The following is a 19,153-nucleotide window of genomic DNA, read 5'->3' as shown; positions in this document are numbered from 1 at the left end:
CATTCTATTGTCCACGCATGACCAAAGACACCTTCTCCCCGATCCGTGCCACGGATGATGACGCCCGCCAAATGGCGCAAAACCTGATACGGCACGCGCGCATCGCCGCGCTTGCTTTTGTGAACCCTGAAAACGGTGCGCCGCATGTGACACGGGTGGCGTTTGGTCTCGGTGCTGAGGGGCAATGGCTCACTCTGGTCTCCGATCTCGCCTTCCACACCCGGGCTTTGCGCGCCACACCGCAGGTCGGCCTCCTGTTGGGCGAGGCTCCGACAAAAGGCGACCCTCTGGCCTTTCCCCGCTTGTCAGCCCAAGCCACAGCAGAGTTCGTGACGCGTGAGAGCAAAGCCCATGTATCCCATCGCGAATATTGGCTGAAACATCACCCGAAATCCGCACTCTATGTTGATTTCGCGGACTTTTCCTTCGTCACATTCACACCTCTCAGCGCAGATCTGAACGGTGGCTTCGGCAAGGCCTATCACTTAAAGGCCGAAGACATGTGTCTGAGCTCATGAAAAACCGGGCAGCAAACGCCGCCCGGTTGATCAAATCTTGTCTATTGCTCCCGAGTTAAATCGGGCGGTCCATCCGTGCGATCAGATTCACCGTACCTTTGACCGCCTGTTCGAAGGTCAACAGGACCTGATCCTTGTTCGAGCCATAATTGACGGTCACATAGGGCGTTTCGAACACCGTACTGCCACTGGCATTCGTCATCTCGTTACGGAACACGATGCTCTCCACCACACGCGCCCAGCCCCCAAAGGGCAGATAGCCGGAAGGATCAAGCACCCAAGACGTCGAGGCCGTATTCTGACTGAACTCCAGAGACACCGGGTTGATCGTATTCTGGCTAACGCCATTGAAGCTGTTGCCCTCGAAGGTCACATTGCGTGTCGAGTTATACTCGAGATCTGCATAGGTTGTATCGATCCGCTCAACCCGTTCGATAAACCCGTTCAAGGACTTGAACGTGTTGTTCTGAACAGCCAAACCTTGAAGGAAATGGCCCGGCCCATAAGGGGTGATCACGATCCAGGAGAACGAACTTGCCGCATCGTTCACTGTGAAAATATTGCCCGTGATGGTCAGACCGCCAAAGGAATATTCCGACGAGAAATCCGGCGCGACATCGTGCTCGTTCGTCATTTCGATAAACGAGTTGTCGATGTAATTGCCCGTCACCACGGATTTTACATTGGGATAGGTGAACACCAAACCCGCCGTGCGCGGACTGTCGGTGAAATCATCCCCCTGGAACCAGTGATTGCCCACGAACATATGGCCATTGCCATAGACAATCCCCGTATGACCAAAGCGCTGGAAACGGTTGTCACGGATTTTGCAGTCGTTCGAGTTGATGTTGAACGCAATCGACTGACGATCTTCGGCCCGCAACGGTTGCTCGTTCGACACGAAAGTACAGCGGTCAATGTGCAAATCCTGACACCCGCCACCGATCGACGTCACGCCGCGATTGAGCGGCGATTTGATATGACAATCGCGCAGGTGGAAATTGTTCCCGCCCCCGGCCAGCATGATGCCGGACGCGCGACCATTGCAGAGCAACTCCACATCAAACAGCTCGAACTGCGAAAGCTTCGACAGCCCCGAGAAATCAAACACGTATTTGAAGCGTGTAAAGGTGTAGGTCTGGGTCGTGTTCGGCCCGAACAGCGGGTGATTCAGTGTCAGGGACTGGTTTCCGACATTGACAGATTCGACATAGACTTCGCGCCCGACACCGGTGCCCGTCACCAGACTGCCGACTTGGATATTTGCGATATTGGCGACATTGCTCAGGGTGCGGGCATTGGCTGTGCTGTAAGTCGCTTGCGACGTGACCTCTTCGGTGTCCCAATCCGTCGAGCTTTGCACGTTGATCTGCCCATTGCGGATCACACGGCGCACTTCAAGCGTGCTCGCGCCAGTGATCTCGGCCACATCCAGCGGCGCATATAGCTCGACACGACGCCCACGCATGTCGAGGCTGTCGTGATCCGTATAGTAAAACATTGCCTGAATGGCGCGTTTCAAACCTTCGGTCTCATCGCCGAAAGCGTCGATATAGGCGTTCAGATGAAAATCATGGCGCAGGACAAGACGTGCAGAAGCCGACATGGTCACCGTGCCATCGAACACCGCCTCTTCGGTAAAGGACACCGTATCCGCAAGGTGATACACCCCTTCCGGCACAAGGATTTTCCGCCCTGCAGCAGCCGTATTGGCCGCATTGAACGCATCCGTGTTGTCGGTGGTGCCATCGCCCACAGCACCGTAATCGCGCACGTCGATCATGCCGGAGCTCTCGCTCAGGAACCATTCGGAGACATCCTCGATCACGATATCGTCGATCCGCACGGTGCCGCCATTGGCGCCCGTCAGATCGAGACCGAAATGGCCATAAACCGGCTCAAGCCCCCAGGGCATGTCCACGCCACCTCTGTCGCCAGAGCCGACAATGGCCGTCACCTCGACCACTTCGCCATAGCTGGTCAGCGCCTCAGATGTGCCGATCTCCGTCAACCCGGAGACATGCGAGAACGAGGCATCGCCTGCCCAACCCGCGATCCGCACGGAGGGCAGATTGCCCGAAATGGCTTTCACCCGCGCTTTGATCTGAAGATACATGCCCGGCTGCAAAGGCGTCTCGCCCATGTAGCGCAGCTTGGTCAGCGTGTCGTTTTTGACCAACTCGAGACAGCCGCCAAAATCCGCATCGGCCGCCACCAATGCCGCATTGCCCGCGCCGTCATAGGTCGCCGACCCCGGTGTCCCGTCTTCGCTGGACCAAACGTCCAGCCCGTCTTCGAACGCCGGTGGCATCAGCACCAGCCCGTCAGTAATGGCCTTGTTCATCCGAACCCCTTTCAATCCTTCAATTCCATGCGCACCGATCTGCATGACGGATCCCGGCCCTGGACGAGACCGTCCGGGCAAACTCGTACGAGAAACTCATCATGGAAACTCGGGACGCATGAGCCCCGAGATGGGCAAAGGTCTACAGGAGCAGTTTAACCCGTCGCTTAAGCCTCCGAACGCCGCCCTCGCCCCGCACGCAACAGCGGCAAAGCGTGTCATTGGCCTGTCATGTACCATGGCCTAGAGTTGGGCAGAGGTCCCCATGAGCTATTCGATCCAAGCCGACGATCACGACATGACCCAAGCCCTGCGCCGCATTGCAAGGGACCGTTTGGGACGGGCGATCAAGACCTGTGACGCGGACACACCCGAGGCGCGCATGGTTGCGGTGCATGACATTCGCAAACGTCTCAAGGAGATGCGTGGCCTTATGCGCCTCGTCGGCCCCGATTTCGACCGATACAAACAGGTGGATCGACGCCTGCGCGACATCGGGCGTCAATTGTCCGAACTGCGCGACATCAAAGTCCGCTGCGACACGCTGGGCCATTTGTCCGATTATATTGCGCGTTCTGACGATCTCCTGACGCAGTACCTCAATCATCTGAGCCAGGCCCGTGATGCAAACTACGCAGGAGCTGGCGATCTGCTGCATTCCGTTGCGAAAGACCTGACCGAGCTTCGTCATTCCAGCGCGGATTGGCAGCTGCGCCACAATGGCCGCAAAGCGATTTTCCCCGGCCTGTCCACCACTTACACGACCGCGCGAGGCACCATGGAACGCGCCCGCGAAACCCGAGCGCCCGAGGATTTCCACGATTGGCGCAAGCATGTGAAATATCACTTCTACCATGCCCGCCTTCTGACCCCGATCTGGCCGGACGCGATGGCGGCACAGGTCAAAGCCGCCGAAAGTCTGGGTGAGCTTTTGGGGAAACATCACGACCTCATCGTCTTGGGCGATGAGGCGCACTCTGCCGGTCTCAACGAAACCGCAATCAAAACTCTGGAAACTGGATTAAAATCGCAAATCGCCGCCTGTGAAAAACAGGCCTTTCTCGATGGCGCGCGGCTTTTGGCGGACACACCAGAGACGCTGACGCATCGCTGGTCCATCTGGTATCGGCTGTGGCGTCACGCCAAATAAAAAGGGCCGCCGAAGCAGCCCTTTGAAAACACGTGCGAAAAACGGCTTACGACAGCTCGCCGTTCAGACCTTTTTCGATCAGGCCGATGGTCTCATTCACCCCGTAGAGCGCCGCGAAGGACCCGAAGCGCGGGCCTTGGGACTGGCCCAAAAGCACCTCATAGAGCGCCTTGAACCAGTCGCGCAAATTCTCGAACCCGTGGTTCTTGCCGACCGCGAAGACGATGCTTTGCAGAAAATCTCCATCGGCAAAATTCGCTTCCGGCAGCGGTTCGTCATTGCCCATATCGGCGTTTTTCTTCGCAATCGCGGCCAAAGCCAGGTCTTCAGAGCCAAAGGCCGCCTTGAGGTCTTCCATCGCCGCGCGTTCCTGATCGCTTGGGGCGCGGAAGGTTTTCTCCGGCTTCACGAAGTCATTGTAATAGCGCACCGCATAGCCCGCTGCCGCATCAAGCTGTGGGTTGGCCTCCGGCGAGGCGTCCGGCGCATAGCGCTGGATAAAACCCCAAAGCTGGTCTTTTTCTTCAGCCCCCGCCACAGAGGCAAGGTTCAGAAGCATCGAGAAGGGCACCACCATGTCAGACATCGGCACATCGGCGCCGTGGATGTGGAACACCGGGTTCGCCGCCTGTTTCGCCGCGTCCTGCGTCGGATAGGCGCGCAGCTGTTGGTGATACTCATCCATCGCCCGCGGGATCACATCGAAGTGCATCCGCTTCGCCGTTTTCGGCTTTTGATACATGAAATAGGCCAGAGATTCCGTCGAGGCATAGGTCAGCCATTCGTCAATCGACAGGCCATTGCCCGAGGATTTCGAAATTTTCTGACCATTGGCATCGAGGAACAGCTCGTAAGTAAAGTGCTCCGGCTTCTGCCCGCCCAAGATTTCACAAATCCGGTCGTAGATCGGCGTGTTGGTCGAGTGATCCTTGCCGTACATCTCGAAATCCACACCAAGTGCTGCCCAGCGCGCGCCAAAGTCCGGTTTCCATTGCAATTTCACATTGCCGCCGGTGACCGGAAGCGTCCACTCCTTCCCGTCCTCATCGTCAAAGGTGATCGTGTAATCGTCCTTGTTCACCTCTTTCATCGGCACGTAGAGCACGCGACCGGTTTCCGGGTGGATCGGCAGGAAGATGGAATAGGTCGCCGCACGCTCTTCACGCAGGGATTTGAGCATGACCTTCATCACATCGTCGTATTTCTCGACGGCGCGCTTCAGCACCTCATCGAACTGACCGGATTTGTAAAACTCGGTCGCCGAATAGAACTCATACTCGAACCCGAAGGTATCGAGGAAGCGGCGCAGCATGGCGTTGTTGTGATGGCCAAAGCTTTCGAACTCTTCGAAAGGGTCGAATACAGAGGTCAGCGGCTTTTGAATGTCTTCTTTCAGACGCTCCTGGTTCGGCACGTTCGACGGGATTTTGCGCATCCCGTCCATATCGTCGGAGAAACAGATCAGACGCGTCGGCACGTCCGAGATCACCTCGAACGCCCGGCGGATCATCGTCGTGCGCAGCACCTCGCCAAAGGTCCCGATATGCGGCAGACCCGACGGACCGTAACCGGTCTCGAAAAGCACGTAGTCCTTCGCCGTGCCCTTCTTTTTGGATGCCTCATACCGCTTGAGAACAGTCCGGGCCTCTTCAAAGGGCCAGGCTTTCGAGCTCATACCGGCATCACGCAGGTCCGTCATTTTCAGCAATCCTTTTGTCGCACGGGTCTCTCCCGCAAGGCGCAACTCCTATTGAACCCCCCGGCTTGCGTCAATATTGTTTGACCAAACATGCCCCTTCGGAGCCAATAAAATGAACGATATTCCCCATTCCCTCACGCCCCAGGACTGTCTCGTCGCTGTGATGATCGCCTTGTCGATGTCCGATGAGAACATTCGCACCGCCGAATTGGTCACCATCGAGAATATCGTCAACCATTTGCCTATTTTTGGCGAATACGACACCGACCGGATCAAAATGGTTTCCTCGACGGTCTTCGATCTCTTTTCCGAAGAGGACGGGCTGGACGCGCTTTTCGGCCTCATTCGCGACAACCTGCCCGAGTATCTGCACGAAACGGCCTATGCGCTGGCCTGTGACGTCGCCGCCGCCGATGGCCATACCTATGAGGCCGAATTGCGCCTGCTCGAAGAGATTCGCTACGAGTTGAACATCGACCGGCTGCATGCCGCCGCCATCGAACGCGGCGCGCGGGCGCGGTATATGCTCCTTCACACCGATGTTGTTGGGTGAGGCTCTGCACATCGCCAGATCGTGAATAAGAACTGCGCCCTCAGAGAGTGGGATTGCGCCTGAAAATCAAGGGCGTTCTTTGTGCATTACCCCTCTTCTCACCCCGCATACACCCCCGCCCAGCGCTCAATCAACGCTTGCTGCAGCTTTTTCGCCCGCCCGTTGAACGTCCGCGCCCCTTGCGGAATTTCCGCGCCTTGCGCCTTGGCCGCCTCTCGCCGAGGCACATCCGCAACGAAGATCGCAAAGGCCATGCGCGTGCCGCCCGGCGCGTCCACATACCCCGCCAGAGTGGACACGAAATTCAGCGTTCCGGTCTTGGCGACGACGGAGAGCGGGTGGTTTTTGATCACGCCGCCTTGGTCATTTTTCATGGGAATAGACTTGAGCAAAGGCGCCAAACGCGCTTCGACGCCCGGGGCCGTCAACATATGGGCCAGATCAACCGTGGTCACTTTTGATGCCCCGCCAAGGCCCGAATGATCCACAAAAGATATATGCCGCATGTTCAGCGCCTCACGCGCCCAGTCGCTCATCGCGCTGGCCGAGGACTGCAAACTGTTCACCGCGAGACCGCGCGCACGGCTGGCCGTGAGGCCAAGAACCTCTGCCGTCAGGTTGGTCGAATATTTCAACATATCGCGCACAACGACACTCAAAGGCGCGCTCTCAATGCGCGCGATCTCTTCACCGGACGCCGCCATCCTTTGCCCCTGCGGCAGGCGCAGCCCCTGCGCACCAGCCACCGCCTGAAACACTTCGCCCGCATAAAGCCCCGGCAATCGCACCGGCAACCACCGCGCCCCGCCATTGCCCAGCGCGCTTTGCGCCACTGTCCATTCGTCCCGCCCCTGCCCGGCCACATGGTCGAACACCGGCAGGTTGCGCGCCGCCACGCTGATCCGCGCGATCCGCACATCCGGCGCATAACGTTCGGCGCGAGCGTCCATCTTGAGGCTGTAGCCCTCGCCTTGCCGTTTCCATTCGAAATGCACGCGGTTGTAATTCAGATTCAGCCCCGAAATCGTCGGATTGTAGCCCGCATATTCCGTCTGCCCCGCGTCGATTTCCTCGATCCGAGGCAGGGCCGTGTCATCAATCAAAAACCGCCCACTAACGCCTTTGATGCCTTGCTCGACAAGCTGCCCGGCCAGCACCGCCAACCCGTCCGTGTCCAAGGTCGGATCGCCCCCGCCCGCGAGGATCAGATCGCCCTGCACAATCCCGTCCACCACCGGCCCGCTGCGCAGCACGCGCGTGGCAAAGCGATAGTCCGCGCCCAAATGCTCCAGCGCATAAAGCGCGGTCACGGTCTTGGCGACGGAGGCCGGGGGAAGCCGCAAAAGCGGCGCATGGGATTCATGGATTGCCCCACTCACGCTGTCCGCCACCACATAGCTGACCTGCCCCGACAGACCCGAGGCCTCGATCAGCGCCTCTCCCGTCGGGATTGACTGAAGGTAGAGATCCGCCGGACGCGGTTTCGGCAGCGGCGAGGAGGTGAGCCCCTCAGCCAAAGCGCCGCGCGCCATCCCTGCCTGAGCGATACCGCCCAACAGAAGCCCAAGCATCCCGCGTCGATTGATCCGTGAATTTTCAGTCTTCATCATGGCCGTGAGTTAAGCCTGCGTTTGCGTCATGGGCAAGACGGGAAAACCTGTCTTTTGCTCCCCGTGCGTCACCTTTCTGGGCAAAATGCGATCAGTCCCGGACCCAGCCACCTTTGGCCCGGATTTCCGTCGAGGAGGCATCCGACATCGGCACGTTGATGAAACACCAGCACGGCGTGCCGCAGCGCCCCAAAAGCCGCGAGGCGCGGGGCGAGAGTTTCGCATGAGCAAAGCTTTGCGCCGCCACCGAATTGCGCGCCGCCCCGCGCGTGCCGGGCCGGGCGATCACGCCGACAGGCGTGGTTTGCATGATGTCGCGCCAGTCCTGCCAAAGATGAAACTGGGCCAGATTGTCCGCCCCCATCAGCCACACGAAAGTCACGCCGGGATAAAGCCCTTTGATCGCCTCAAGCGTCGCCGCCGTATAGCGCGTGCCCGTGCGCGCCTCGATGTCCGTCACTTCGACCCTGGGGTGATCCATGATCTCGCGGGCGTGGGTCAGGCGCCGCTCCATACTTGCAGGTCCCTTTTCTTTCAAAGGGTTCCCCGGGCTGACCAACCACCAGACACGATCCAAATTGAACCGTTTCAGCGCCATTTTGGTGATATGCACATGCCCCTCATGCGCGGGATCGAAGGATCCCCCGAGCAGGCCGATCACTTGACCGGAACGCGCATATGGCAGGTTGCAACGCATGACGACTTGCATGGCGGGAAGGCGCGAGACTGTCAATCGCTCTTGCTTGACTTCAAATTTCACCTGACTAAAGTCAGAAGAAATAACAGACCTCAGTCAGACATCACCATGACCCTTTCCCCCATCGCCCGCATCCGCCGCTTCAACCGCGCCGTGACCACCGAAACCGGCGTGTTGGACCAGAGCTTTCTCGGCCGGGGCCGCCCGCTCGGCGCCGCCCGCGTGCTCAATGCCATCGGCCCCTCCGGCCGCGCCGTCTCCGACATCCGCGCCTTCCTCGATCTCGACACCGGCCTTCTGTCGCGCCTGTTGCGTAGTCTTGAGGACGAAGGCCTCGCCACCGTCACCGAAGACCCCGCCGACAAACGCCGCCGCATCGCGCACCTGACACCCGAGGGCCTGCGTGAATACGCCGCTTACGAGAGCCTCTCCGACACCCGCGCGCAGGCGCTTCTGGACCGTCATCCGCATCCCGAAGCACTCCTCGCCGCCATGGACCTGATCGCCTCCGCTCTGGGCCGCGACCGGATCGAGATTGTGGAAAGCGATCCGCACAGCGCCCCCGCCATCCTTTGCCTCGAAAGCTACTACGCCGAACTGGCCGCGCGCTTCGCCATGGGCTTCGACCCGGCCAAAGCCGCCCGCCTCGACAGCGACGACATGCGCCCGCCGCGTGGCGTGTTCCTCGTGGCCTTGTCCGATGGGCTGCCATCCGGCTGCGTGGGTCTGAAAGGCACCGATAAAGGCTACGCAGAAATCAAACGCCTCTGGGTCGCTCCGTCGGCGCGGGGACTTGGATTGGCGAAACGGCTGATGTCCGAGGCCGAGACCCACGCGCGGGCAATGGGCATCACCACGCTCCGGCTCGACACCAACTCAGCGCTGCCGGAAGCGGCGGGACTGTATCAGCGGCTGGGGTGGAGGGAGATTGAGCGATTTAACGACGATCCCTATCCGGATTTGTTTTTTGAGAAGAGGGTGTGAAGGTCTCGCACGCCTTTCACAACAGCCCTCAATCCCTCCAAGTCATCGGGGCTTTCAAGCCGATGGATGATGCGATGACAGGTTGCGCAAAGAACTGCAAAATCATCTGGATCAGCGTGACGACCTTCGACAGGCATCTCCGCAACGGGCTTAAGATGATGAGCCTCGATACAACTCAGTGCAATCTTACGCCCGAAATGCACTTCGGCATTAAGACCACAGCCTTCACATGTGAGACCTCTGATTTCTTTGACCTTCCGCGTATTAACACCTCTTCGTTCCCATGCGGTGTGAAGACGGGCAACGCGCCGCTCTTTGAAGCTAGGAGTTTCTTCATCTCCGACTGCATTTATCGCAAAGTCGGCGTGTTCTCCGTTCTCAAACCTTCTACTCGTTCCATCTGGATAAAATACTTCATGCGCATCATAAAGTTCCTCGGGATCAAAGCCTCGAACGCCTAATTCACGCGATTTGCGATCACGAAACTTCAAGTATGGAAAACCCAGATTTTTTGCCACATCTTCTGCTTCGTGAGTTTGGAAACCTTTTCTCATTGGAGATTTAGCTATTTTACCCGCCACCTCGGCTACAATTTTTATATCCCAAAGCTCATTGGTATCCGGGTCGATTACATAGGTCGTTTGCGAAAGCTTACTGTCATAACCGCCCTCCCAAGCTTTTGTCCGCATTACCTCTGAAAAGACACCCCGGGAAATCCCCTCAAAAACCAGTTTATCGCTCATCTCAATTGCTCCTCATGAATCACTTCGCTATTTAACACCAAACCATCCCCCCCCCAAAAGGAGCCCGACATGGCAGCCTATCAATACGTCTACCACATGGACGGCGTGTCCAAGACCTACCCCGGCGGCAAGAAGGTGTTCGAGAACATCCGCCTCTCCTTCCTCCCGGGCGTGAAAATCGGTGTCGTCGGTGTCAACGGCACCGGTAAATCGACCCTCATGCGCATCATGGCGGGCATGGACAAGGACTTTCAGGGCGAGGCCTGGGCCGCAGAAGGCGCCAAAGTCGGCTATCTGCCGCAGGAGCCGGAGCTTGATCCGTCGCTGGACGTGCGCGGCAACGTCATGCTCGGGGTGGCCGCCAAAAAGGCCATTCTCGACCGTTACAACGAACTCGCCATGAACTACTCCGACGAGACTGCCGACGAGATGGCCAAGCTTCAGGACGAGATCGACGCCCAGAACCTCTGGGATCTCGACAGCCAGATCGACGTCTCCATGGAGGCGCTGCGTTGCCCCCCCGATGACGCCGATGTCACCACGCTCTCGGGCGGTGAGAAACGCCGTGTCGCGCTCTGCAAACTGCTGCTCGAAGCGCCCGACATGCTGCTCCTCGACGAACCCACCAACCACCTCGACGCCGAGACCATCGCCTGGCTGCAACAGCACCTCATCGAGTACAAGGGCACGATCCTGATCGTCACCCACGACCGCTACTTCCTCGATGACATCACCGGCTGGATTCTCGAGCTGGACCGTGGCTCGGGCATTCCTTACGAGGGCAACTATTCGGCGTGGCTCGAACAGAAAGCCAAGCGTCTGGAACAGGAAGCCAAGGAAGACAAATCCCGTCAAAAGACCCTTGAGCGCGAACTTGAGTGGATGCGGCAGGGGCAAAAAGCCCGTCAGGCCAAGCAAAAGGCCCGGATCGACCGCTACAATGACCTTGCTTCGCAATCCGAGCGCGACAAGATCACCCGCGCGCAGATCGTCATCCCGAACGGCCCGCGCCTTGGTTCCAAGGTCATCGAGGTCAATGGCCTGTCGAAACATATGGGCGACAAACAACTGATCGAAGGGCTGGATTTTGCCCTGCCGCCGGGTGGTATCGTCGGCGTGATCGGCCCGAACGGCGCCGGCAAATCCACGCTCTTCCGCATGCTCACCGGCCAGTTGGAGCCCGACGCCGGCACCGTCGAATATGGCGACACGGTCAAGCTCAGCTACGTTGACCAGTCCCGCGATGATTTGGACCCGAACGCCACGGTGTTCGAGGCGATCTCCGACGGGCAGCAAGTGATCGCTTTGGGCGACGCAGAGATGAACGGCCGGGCCTATTGCTCCGCCTTCAACTTCAAGGGCGGCGATCAGCAGAAGAAAGTCGGCGTGCTGTCGGGCGGTGAACGCAACCGCGTGCACATGGCGCGGCTTTTGAAATCGGGCGGCAACGTGTTGCTGCTCGACGAACCGACCAACGACTTGGACGTCGAGACACTTCGTGCCCTTGAGGACGCGCTGACAGACTTCGCAGGCTGCGCCGTGGTCATCTCCCACGACCGCTTCTTCCTCGACCGGATCTGTACCCACATTCTGGCGTTTGAAGGCGACGCCCATGTGGAATGGTTCGAAGGCAACTTCGAGGATTATGAGGAAGACAAGAAGCGGCGGTTGGGGCCGGATGCCCTCGAACCCAAGCGACTGAAATACAAGAAGTTCTCGCGCTAAAAGCGCGGGGATTTCTTGTAGTTCCGCTTGGGCTTCGAGGCGCGCGAGGCAGCGTATTTTTAAAGAAAATGCGCGTTCGCGCCCCGTGGAGCAAGGGCGGAAGATTTATGATTTGGATGATTGACAAAGGCGCCCCAGGGCGCACTGGTCATGCCAAACCAAAATGTTCTCCTTTTGTGCCCTTGATGTATTGACGGAACCAAGGCGAATCAATATCTTTTGTATCAACTCTTGCAGAGCAATAGATATTGCTTGTTGGTCGACCAAATCACCCGTTTTCGGACACGAGTTGAGTTAACCGGAAAAAGAGCCAGCCCTCATCGGGGCTAGGTCGAAAACCGAGAGGTGATTAGGCTAAGGGGTGTCCGAAGGAAATCGACGAGTGATTCAAAGATCAATTCTTCGGGTGGCGCTTCGAAACGAGCGACCAATCGGCCGAAAAGTTGCTCAAACCGCCGGAATTGGGGCGGAATATAAATACTGAGCGAACCTTAATCGCTCATCCGGATGAGCATCGCTTAGGATAAATTCCAATGCGGTTTTCATTCAAAATCGAGGGACGGGTATCGTATGGTGACATAATTGGAACCATATCACTTGTACTGACAATCATGGCGCTTTTGATATGATTGTTGGGCGGCCTTCGGGCCGCCCTCTTTCATTTTATCCCCGCGCCTGACCCGAGGGAGTTCGCGTGAAACGCGCAGCCCCGTCGCACCAAAGGTGCGCCGTTCATAGTCTGTCGGCACGCCTTCGGCGTGACCGGGTGGGTCTGGCTGCTTCTCGCACATTGCTCCGCAATATGCTGACAGCCACGCCCTCGGCTTCGCCGAAGGCTTGCGTCAAAGATGCTTTGCATCTTTGATTGGTCTCCACCTCAACCAACCCCACAAAATTCCCCTATCTTTACCCCCCGAAACCTGCCATAGTCCCCCTCGCTAAGTTACCTCTTTCGACCCTTCTGTTCTCCCTAACCGGCCACAGTCATCGAACGACTACGACGACGCCGGGTCGCTGCACTCTCGCGAGCGACAAGACAAACAGGAGTAAACACGATGGCCAATGGCACCGTGAAATGGTTCAATTCCACCAAAGGTTTCGGCTTCATTCAGCCGGAAGGCGGCAGCAAAGACGTGTTCGTGCACATCTCTGCCGTTGAGCGCTCTGGCCTCACCGGCCTGGCCGATGGCGCGAAGGTTACCTTCGACATCGAAGCCGGCCGTGACGGTCGCGAATCTGCGGTGAACCTCGTTCTCGCCTAATCTCAGGCGCACGAGACCACGAAAGAGAAACGCCCGCGATCTGCGGGCGTTTTTTGCATTTTAGCGCTTCTTTACAAACTCGGTCAGGATCACGATCCGCTGGCCTTCGACACGGCCCTCGATATGACCCGCATTGTCCGGCACGAGAGAAATCCCGCGCACAGCCGTGCCGCGTTTGGCGGTAAACCCACCGCCCTTGACCGGAAGATCCTTGATCAGAACGACCGTATCGCCCGAGGACAGCACAGCGCCGACGCTGTCGCGGTGGATCACCTCGGGACCAGCCGCCTTAGCCCACTCTTCCACCTCAGGCTCCAGATAGAGCATGTCCAAAGCATCCGCCGCCCAGGCTTCGTCGCGGAACCGATTGAGCAAGCGCCAGGACACGACCTTGACCGCATCGTTTTCGGACCACATGGCGGTGGTGAGCGCCTGCCAATGCCCTTCGGGAACCGCATCGCCTTTCAGGCCATTCGCACAGGTCTCACACAGGCTCACCGTCTCGCTGCGCGGCTGAACCGCAACCGCAGTCAAAGAGCCCTCAGCGCCACAAATCTCACATTGCATGATCTCGGTCTCCTTCATTTGATGAACCTGTTTGCGATATGCGAACAGGCTTTAAGGAGACGTCGGCTTCGGAGCAAGCGGCAAACTGCCGCCACACACGAAAGCGTCAGGAAAACCCCCTTTAAACTCGTCTACGAACACCGCATAGTCGTCCTGTGTATTGGACGGGGGGGCCGTCTGTTGGGAAGGCCGAGTGTGCTTCAAATATTCAGATTGACCACCGCGTTCATGGTCTGCGCCACGGCGGCTCAGGCCTTTGACGTCCGTTTCGAGACTTCCGCAGGCGAGGATCTCACGAAGCGGCTCAGGGGCGCCTCTGCCGTGATTGAGGCCGCCGATACGGATGTCACGGCCCCCGAAGAAATCATGGCCGCCGTGCAATCGGATTACCGCGCGCTGATCGGCACGCTCTACCGCGAAGGCTATTATGGCCCTCAGATTTCGATCCGTGTCGACGGGCGTGAAGGTGCCTCCATGTCCTTGGTGTCCCTGCCCGCGCAGATCAACACGGTGACGATTGAGGTGACCCCCGGTCCGCGATTTGTCTTTGGCGACACCACCATTGCGCCGCTTGCCAGGGGCACGGAGCTTCCCGAGGATTTCCGGCGCGGTGAAGTGGCCCATTCCTATCTGGTTGGTGAGGCGACAGACGCCGCGATCAAGAGCTGGCGCGAGGCCTCTCATGCCAAGGCACAGCCCAAAGATCAGACGGTCATTGCCGATCATCCCACCCAGACCCTCGATGTCGATGTCGAGATCGACCCAGGCCCTGCGGTCACCCTGGGCCGGTTGCGGTTTGCCGGCACCACAACTGTGCGCGAAAGCCGTCTGGCGCGGATTTCCAATCTGGCGACAGGCTCGGCCTACCACCCCGAAAAGCTGGATCTGGTGACCAAACGGCTGCAGAAAACCGGGACCTTCCGGTCCATCACGCTGCGCGAAGCGGACACGTTAAATGACGATGGCAGCCTCGACATCATCGCCACGCTGGTCGATGAAAAGCCGCGGCGGTTCGGGTTCGGCGCCGAGCTTTCTTCGCTCGAAGGCGGCACGCTCAGCGCCTATTGGATGCATCGCAACCTGACCGACAATGCCGACAGGCTGCGCTTTGACGGCGAGGTTTCCGGCCTCGGCGGCAACACAGGTGTCGATGTCACGGTCTCCACCTCCTACCGTCGCCCGGCCACGGTGACGCGCAAGACCACACTGGTTCTGGGCGCCACCATGGAACATCTCGACGAGCCGGATTTCCTCTCTGACAGCGGCGAATTCACGCTGGGCTTCGATGTGGAAACCTCCCCAAATTCAACATTTTACGGCGGCATCGGCTATCGCTATTCTGAGGTCGAAGATGATCTGGGATATCGCAACTTCTCTCACCTGATCCTGCCCTTCGAAGGCTCCCGCGACACGCGGGACAATTCGCTGAACCCGACCCAAGGCACCTATTTCGAAGCGGAAATCATGCCCTTCGTCGGACTGGATGACTCTGCCAGCGGCGTGCGCGTCTTTGCCGACGGGCGGGGCTATCTGTCCTTCGGTGGCGATGATCGTTTCACCCTTGCGGGGCGGCTGCAACTCGGGTCGATTTCTGGTGCAGAATTTACCGAAGTGCCCCCCGACATGCTGTTTTTCTCCGGCGGCGGCGGCACCGTGCGCGGCCAGCCCTACCAGTCGCTCGATGTCGATCTGGGCGGCGGCAATGAAACCGGCGGGTCAAGCTTTGTCGGCCTCTCCGGCGAATTGCGCGCCAAGGTCAAAGGCAATATTTCCGCCGTCGGCTTTTACGATCTGGGCGGGATCGGCACCACAGCGCTCCCCGGCGAGGACGCCGAATGGCACGCGGGCGCGGGTCTTGGCCTGCGCTACAACACGGGTTTCGGGCCGATCCGCTTTGACCTCGCGGCACCTGTCTCCGGCGACACTGGCGACGGGATTCAGATTTACATCGGCATCGGGCAGGCCTTTTGATGAAACACCTTCTTCTCGCCTCCACGCTGCTGTTCCCCGCGACACTTCTGGCACAGGATGCCACAGAAAACGCACCTGAGACCGCCCGCGACCGCTCGATGATTGTTGGCTTTCTCGAGGACAATCTCTCCGGCGCCGGGCGCGATATTCGTATTGAAGGCTTCCGAGGCCTTCTGTCTTCCACCGCCACGATGGACGAGCTGACCATCGCCGATGACACCGGCGTCTGGTTCACGCTCAAGAATGCCGAACTGGACTGGAGCCGATCCGCGCTTTTGGCCGGGCGTGTCGAGGTCACCCGCATCGCCGCCGAAGAAATCATCTTCGAGCGCCTGCCTGACACCTCCAGCGAGGGCGTCGATCTTCCCGACCCGGAGGCCACGCCTTTCGCCCTTCCCGAACTGCCCGTCTCTATCGACATCGGCGCCATCGAGGCGGAGCGCGTTCACCTCGGCGCGCCCGTCCTCAAACTCGGCGAGGCGGTCGATCTGTCGCTGAGCGGGTCCGCGAAACTGGCCGATGGCTCAGGCGAGGCCGCACTCGAAATCGAACGACTCGATGCCGCCGAGGGACAGTTTTCCGTGGACGTGTCCTATGACAACGCCAGCGAAGTGCTCGATCTCGACATTGCGCTGACCGAGGGCGCGGGTGGCATCGTCTCGACACTCGCAAACCTGCCGGGATCGCCGCCTTTGTCGCTCACCGCGAAAGGTGCGGGTCCCCTCGATGATTTCGCCGCCGACATTGCCTTGGCCACCCAGGGCGAAGATCGCCTGACCGGACAGGTCGCGCTCAAGGCCGAGGTCGATCCAGACGCCCCCGAGGCCGCAGCCCCCCGCCGTTTTTCCGCCGATCTCTCGGGCGATCTGACCCCGCTGTTCAGCGCAGACTATGCGCAATTCTTCGGCCCCTCCTCGACGCTCACCGCCGAAGGCCTGTCCTATCCCGCAGGCGGATTTGATCTCGAACGTTTTGCACTTTCGACCCGCACGCTGTCGCTGATCGGGGCTACGACCATTGGCACGGACGGCTGGCCCAGCGCATTCTCGGTCTCCGGCACACTCGAAAGCCCCGATGAGCGCCCCGTGCTTTTGCCCTTCGGCAGCGCGCGCGCCATGGTGCAAAAGGCCGAAATTCTCGCCAAATACGATGTGACGCGCGGGCAAGGCTGGAACGCGAACATTGATCTTGAAGGCTATCGCCAAGACGGGCTCGTCATCGACGCCGCACGCCTCGGCGCGCAAGGCACGCTTTCCCGTCAGAGGTCCGATGCGGGCACCATTCTGGGCGCGATCAAAGCGCGGTTTGGCCTGACGGTTCAAGGCTTTGCCTCCGAAGACCCCGCCCTGCAAGAGGCCGTCGGCACCGCCCCCGCACTCACCGCGCAAGTGTTTTGGCGCGAGGGACAGCCCTTTGCCATTCAAAGCCTTGAGGCGCGCACCGACGCCACTCGCGCCACTGCGTCCGGTAGCATTGACGGGCTGGACGCGGGTTTTGAATTCACCGGGCGCATGTCGCTCGACACGCCCCGGCTTGCGCGGTTCGCGGCACTTTCCGGCCTCGATCTGGCCGGCGCCGTCAGCGCCACCGCGCAAGGCAGTGTCTCGCCGCTCAACGGCACCTTCGACATTGAGGCCGATGCCACCGGCACCGGCCTGCGCACCGGGATTGACCAACTCGACACGCTGATCGGCGGCACCAGCGACATTCACCTGTCTGCGCTGCGCGACCAAACCGGGATGACGCTGCGCGAGGGCACGATGACGACGCAGGCCGTCACGGCGGAGGCAAAAGGCGCGCTCACCTCCGACAGCGGGACGCTGAGCGTGAGCGGACGGCTGGACAACGTCGCGCGTCTTGGCGTAGCTCTCGACGGCCCTGCAACGCTCGATGCCGAAATGTCCTACCTCGGCGCGGATAGCCCGTGGACGACGCGTGCCGAAATGACCGGCCCCGGCGGCTCGACCGCCACGCTTTCCGGCACGCTGACGCAAGACTTTGCCCGCGCCGATCTAGATCTCTCGGGCACGGCACCTCTGGGCCTGTCCAACCGCTTCACCACCGCCGCGCTGACCCAAGGCACGGCACGGTTCGATCTTGGGGTGAACGGCCCGCTGGCGCTGTCGTCCGTCAGGGGGCAGGCCCAAATCACCCCCGGCGCGCGCGTTGTGGTCTCTTCAGCCGGGCTGGCGCTCACCATCAATCGCGGCGTGGTCACGCTCAATGGCGAACAGGCGCAGATTGACGTGGAGGCCGCCGCCGACACCGGCGGGTCGATCTCGACCTCTGGCTCTTTGACCGTGAGCGGAAGCGTCCCCGCCAACCTGTCGATCAGCCTCAACGCCCTCGGCCTCACCGATCCGCAGCTTTACAGCACCTCGATCAATGGCGCCCTGACTGTGTCCGGCCCCCTGACCGGCAGTGCTACAATCACCGGCGATCTGACGTTGGGTGAAACCGACATCACCGTCTCCCCCGCCGCTTTGGGCAGTGGTGGCGACATTCCCGACATCACCCATCGCGGTGCGCCCTCCGCCGTGACCCAGACCCGGGATCGCGCAGGGTTGATCCAAAGCGAGCAAGGCAGCGGGTCTTCCGTTGCCTATGGGCTTGATGTCACGCTCTCCGCGCCCAATCGGATTTTCGTGCGCGGGCGTGGCTTGGACGCCGAATTGGGCGGGCGTCTGCGCATTCGTGGCACCACCGCCGATGTGATCCCTGTCGGGCAGTTTTCCTTGATCCGTGGGCGCTTGTCGCTTTTGGGCAAACGCATCACGATGGAGGAAGGCGCGATCACGCTTCAGGGCGAGTTGGACCCGATCCTGCGGCTGGTGGCCGAGACCGAGACCGACACGATGACGGTCAGGCTGATCACCGAAGGCCCGCTCAGCTCGCCCGAGCTGACACTCAGTTCCTCGCCCGCGCTGCCGGATGACGAAATCCTCGCCCAGCTTTTGTTCGGCAAGGACCTGAGCCAAATGTCCGCATTGCAAGCCGCGCAGATGGCGGATGCGGTGGCCACTTTGACAGGCGGCGGCAGCGGTCTCGTCGGCTCGATCCGGGACAGTTTCGGGTTGGACGATCTCGACCTTCAGACCTCCGAAGAGGGCAGCAGCGCGCTCAAGCTGGGCAAATACATCTCGGATTCGCTCTACACGGACGTAACCATAGACAATGCCGGAAAATCTGTGATCAACCTCAATTATGACGCCACGCGCAACGTGACGGTCAAAGGATCGGTCAGTTCCGAAGGCGACACCGGCCTCGGCGTGTTTTTCGAGCGCGATTATTGAGGCACAGATAGGGGACAGCGACGGAACGTGCAATTTG

The 19,153-nt window shown here is 59.7% G+C and carries 14 protein-coding genes; 8 read left to right on the top strand and 6 right to left on the bottom strand.

Annotation, left to right across the window (positions count from 1 at the left end; genetic code table 11):
* Nucleotides 1-17: 17 nt before the first annotated feature.
* Nucleotides 18-518, top strand: coding sequence for a HugZ family protein (locus HCZ23_RS10920; protein ID WP_167601742.1), 501 nt, complete (start codon nt 18-20; stop codon nt 516-518).
* A 55-nt stretch (nt 519-573) separates the two neighbouring features.
* Here the strand turns inward: HCZ23_RS10920 and HCZ23_RS10915 are convergent, their stop codons facing one another.
* Nucleotides 574-2,862 (bottom strand): glycosyl hydrolase family 28-related protein, encoded by a 2,289-nt coding sequence (locus HCZ23_RS10915; protein ID WP_167601741.1) that lies wholly within the window; start codon nt 2,860-2,862, stop codon nt 574-576.
* A gap of 265 nt (nt 2,863-3,127) precedes the next feature.
* Between HCZ23_RS10915 and HCZ23_RS10910 the strand changes: the two genes are divergently transcribed.
* A complete protein-coding gene (locus HCZ23_RS10910) occupies nt 3,128-4,012 on the top strand; it encodes a CHAD domain-containing protein (RefSeq protein WP_167601740.1) in 885 nt (294 codons plus the stop codon).
* 46 nt (nt 4,013-4,058) lie between these two features.
* Here the strand turns inward: HCZ23_RS10910 and HCZ23_RS10905 are convergent, their stop codons facing one another.
* Nucleotides 4,059-5,711, bottom strand: coding sequence for a lysine--tRNA ligase (locus HCZ23_RS10905; protein ID WP_167601739.1), 1,653 nt, complete (start codon nt 5,709-5,711; stop codon nt 4,059-4,061).
* A 112-nt stretch (nt 5,712-5,823) separates the two neighbouring features.
* Here HCZ23_RS10905 and HCZ23_RS10900 point away from each other — a divergent pair, with 112 nt between their 5' ends.
* Nucleotides 5,824-6,264 carry a tellurite resistance TerB family protein gene (locus HCZ23_RS10900; RefSeq protein WP_167601738.1) on the top strand — a complete coding sequence of 147 codons (441 nt, stop codon included), beginning with the start codon at nt 5,824-5,826 and terminating at the stop codon, nt 6,262-6,264.
* Between the two features lie 98 nt (nt 6,265-6,362).
* On the opposite strand, the gene dacB is transcribed toward HCZ23_RS10900, so the two are convergent.
* Both dacB and HCZ23_RS10890 read right to left on the bottom strand, forming a co-directional pair.
* Nucleotides 6,363-7,874 (bottom strand): D-alanyl-D-alanine carboxypeptidase/D-alanyl-D-alanine-endopeptidase, encoded by a 1,512-nt coding sequence (gene dacB / locus HCZ23_RS10895; RefSeq protein WP_254870139.1) that lies wholly within the window; start codon nt 7,872-7,874, stop codon nt 6,363-6,365.
* Between the two features lie 91 nt (nt 7,875-7,965).
* Nucleotides 7,966-8,571, bottom strand: coding sequence for a nicotinate-nucleotide adenylyltransferase (locus tag HCZ23_RS10890; RefSeq protein WP_167601886.1), 606 nt, complete (start codon nt 8,569-8,571; stop codon nt 7,966-7,968).
* Nucleotides 8,572-8,679: 108 nt separating this feature from the next.
* Here HCZ23_RS10890 and HCZ23_RS10885 point away from each other — a divergent pair, with 108 nt between their 5' ends.
* Nucleotides 8,680-9,555 carry a helix-turn-helix domain-containing GNAT family N-acetyltransferase gene (locus HCZ23_RS10885; RefSeq protein WP_167601737.1) on the top strand — a complete coding sequence of 292 codons (876 nt, stop codon included), beginning with the start codon at nt 8,680-8,682 and terminating at the stop codon, nt 9,553-9,555.
* Here HCZ23_RS10885 and HCZ23_RS10880 read toward each other — a convergent pair.
* Nucleotides 9,522-10,298 carry an HNH endonuclease gene (locus HCZ23_RS10880; RefSeq protein WP_167601736.1) on the bottom strand — a complete coding sequence of 259 codons (777 nt, stop codon included), beginning with the start codon at nt 10,296-10,298 and terminating at the stop codon, nt 9,522-9,524. The genes HCZ23_RS10885 and HCZ23_RS10880 overlap by 34 nt on opposite strands.
* Nucleotides 10,299-10,367: 69 nt before the next feature.
* Here HCZ23_RS10880 and ettA point away from each other — a divergent pair, with 69 nt between their 5' ends.
* Together ettA and HCZ23_RS10870 are read left to right on the top strand one after the other, a co-directional pair.
* Complete coding sequence (gene ettA / locus HCZ23_RS10875) at nt 10,368-12,023, top strand: energy-dependent translational throttle protein EttA (protein ID WP_167601735.1); 1,656 nt, start codon at nt 10,368-10,370, stop codon at nt 12,021-12,023.
* Between the two features lie 1,055 nt (nt 12,024-13,078).
* Nucleotides 13,079-13,285, top strand: a complete 207-nt coding sequence (locus HCZ23_RS10870) for a cold-shock protein (RefSeq protein WP_066708083.1) — start codon at nt 13,079-13,081, stop codon at nt 13,283-13,285.
* Nucleotides 13,286-13,345: 60 nt separating this feature from the next.
* On the opposite strand, the gene HCZ23_RS10865 is transcribed toward HCZ23_RS10870, so the two are convergent.
* Nucleotides 13,346-13,852 (bottom strand): alkylphosphonate utilization protein, encoded by a 507-nt coding sequence (locus tag HCZ23_RS10865; RefSeq protein WP_167601734.1) that lies wholly within the window; start codon nt 13,850-13,852, stop codon nt 13,346-13,348.
* A 213-nt stretch (nt 13,853-14,065) separates the two neighbouring features.
* Here HCZ23_RS10865 and HCZ23_RS10860 point away from each other — a divergent pair, with 213 nt between their 5' ends.
* Nucleotides 14,066-15,823, top strand: a complete 1,758-nt coding sequence (locus HCZ23_RS10860) for an autotransporter assembly complex family protein (RefSeq protein WP_167601733.1) — start codon at nt 14,066-14,068, stop codon at nt 15,821-15,823.
* On the top strand, nt 15,823-19,116 hold the full coding sequence (locus tag HCZ23_RS10855) for a translocation/assembly module TamB domain-containing protein (protein ID WP_167601732.1): 3,294 nt from the start codon (nt 15,823-15,825) through the stop codon (nt 19,114-19,116). Before HCZ23_RS10860 ends, HCZ23_RS10855 begins: the two co-directional genes overlap by 1 nt.
* Nucleotides 19,117-19,153 lie beyond the last annotated feature (37 nt).

This window comes from Celeribacter sp. HF31, assembly GCF_011806455.1.
Classification (GTDB): domain Bacteria; phylum Pseudomonadota; class Alphaproteobacteria; order Rhodobacterales; family Rhodobacteraceae; genus Celeribacter.
This window is presented reverse-complemented; position numbering and strand designations above follow the sequence as displayed.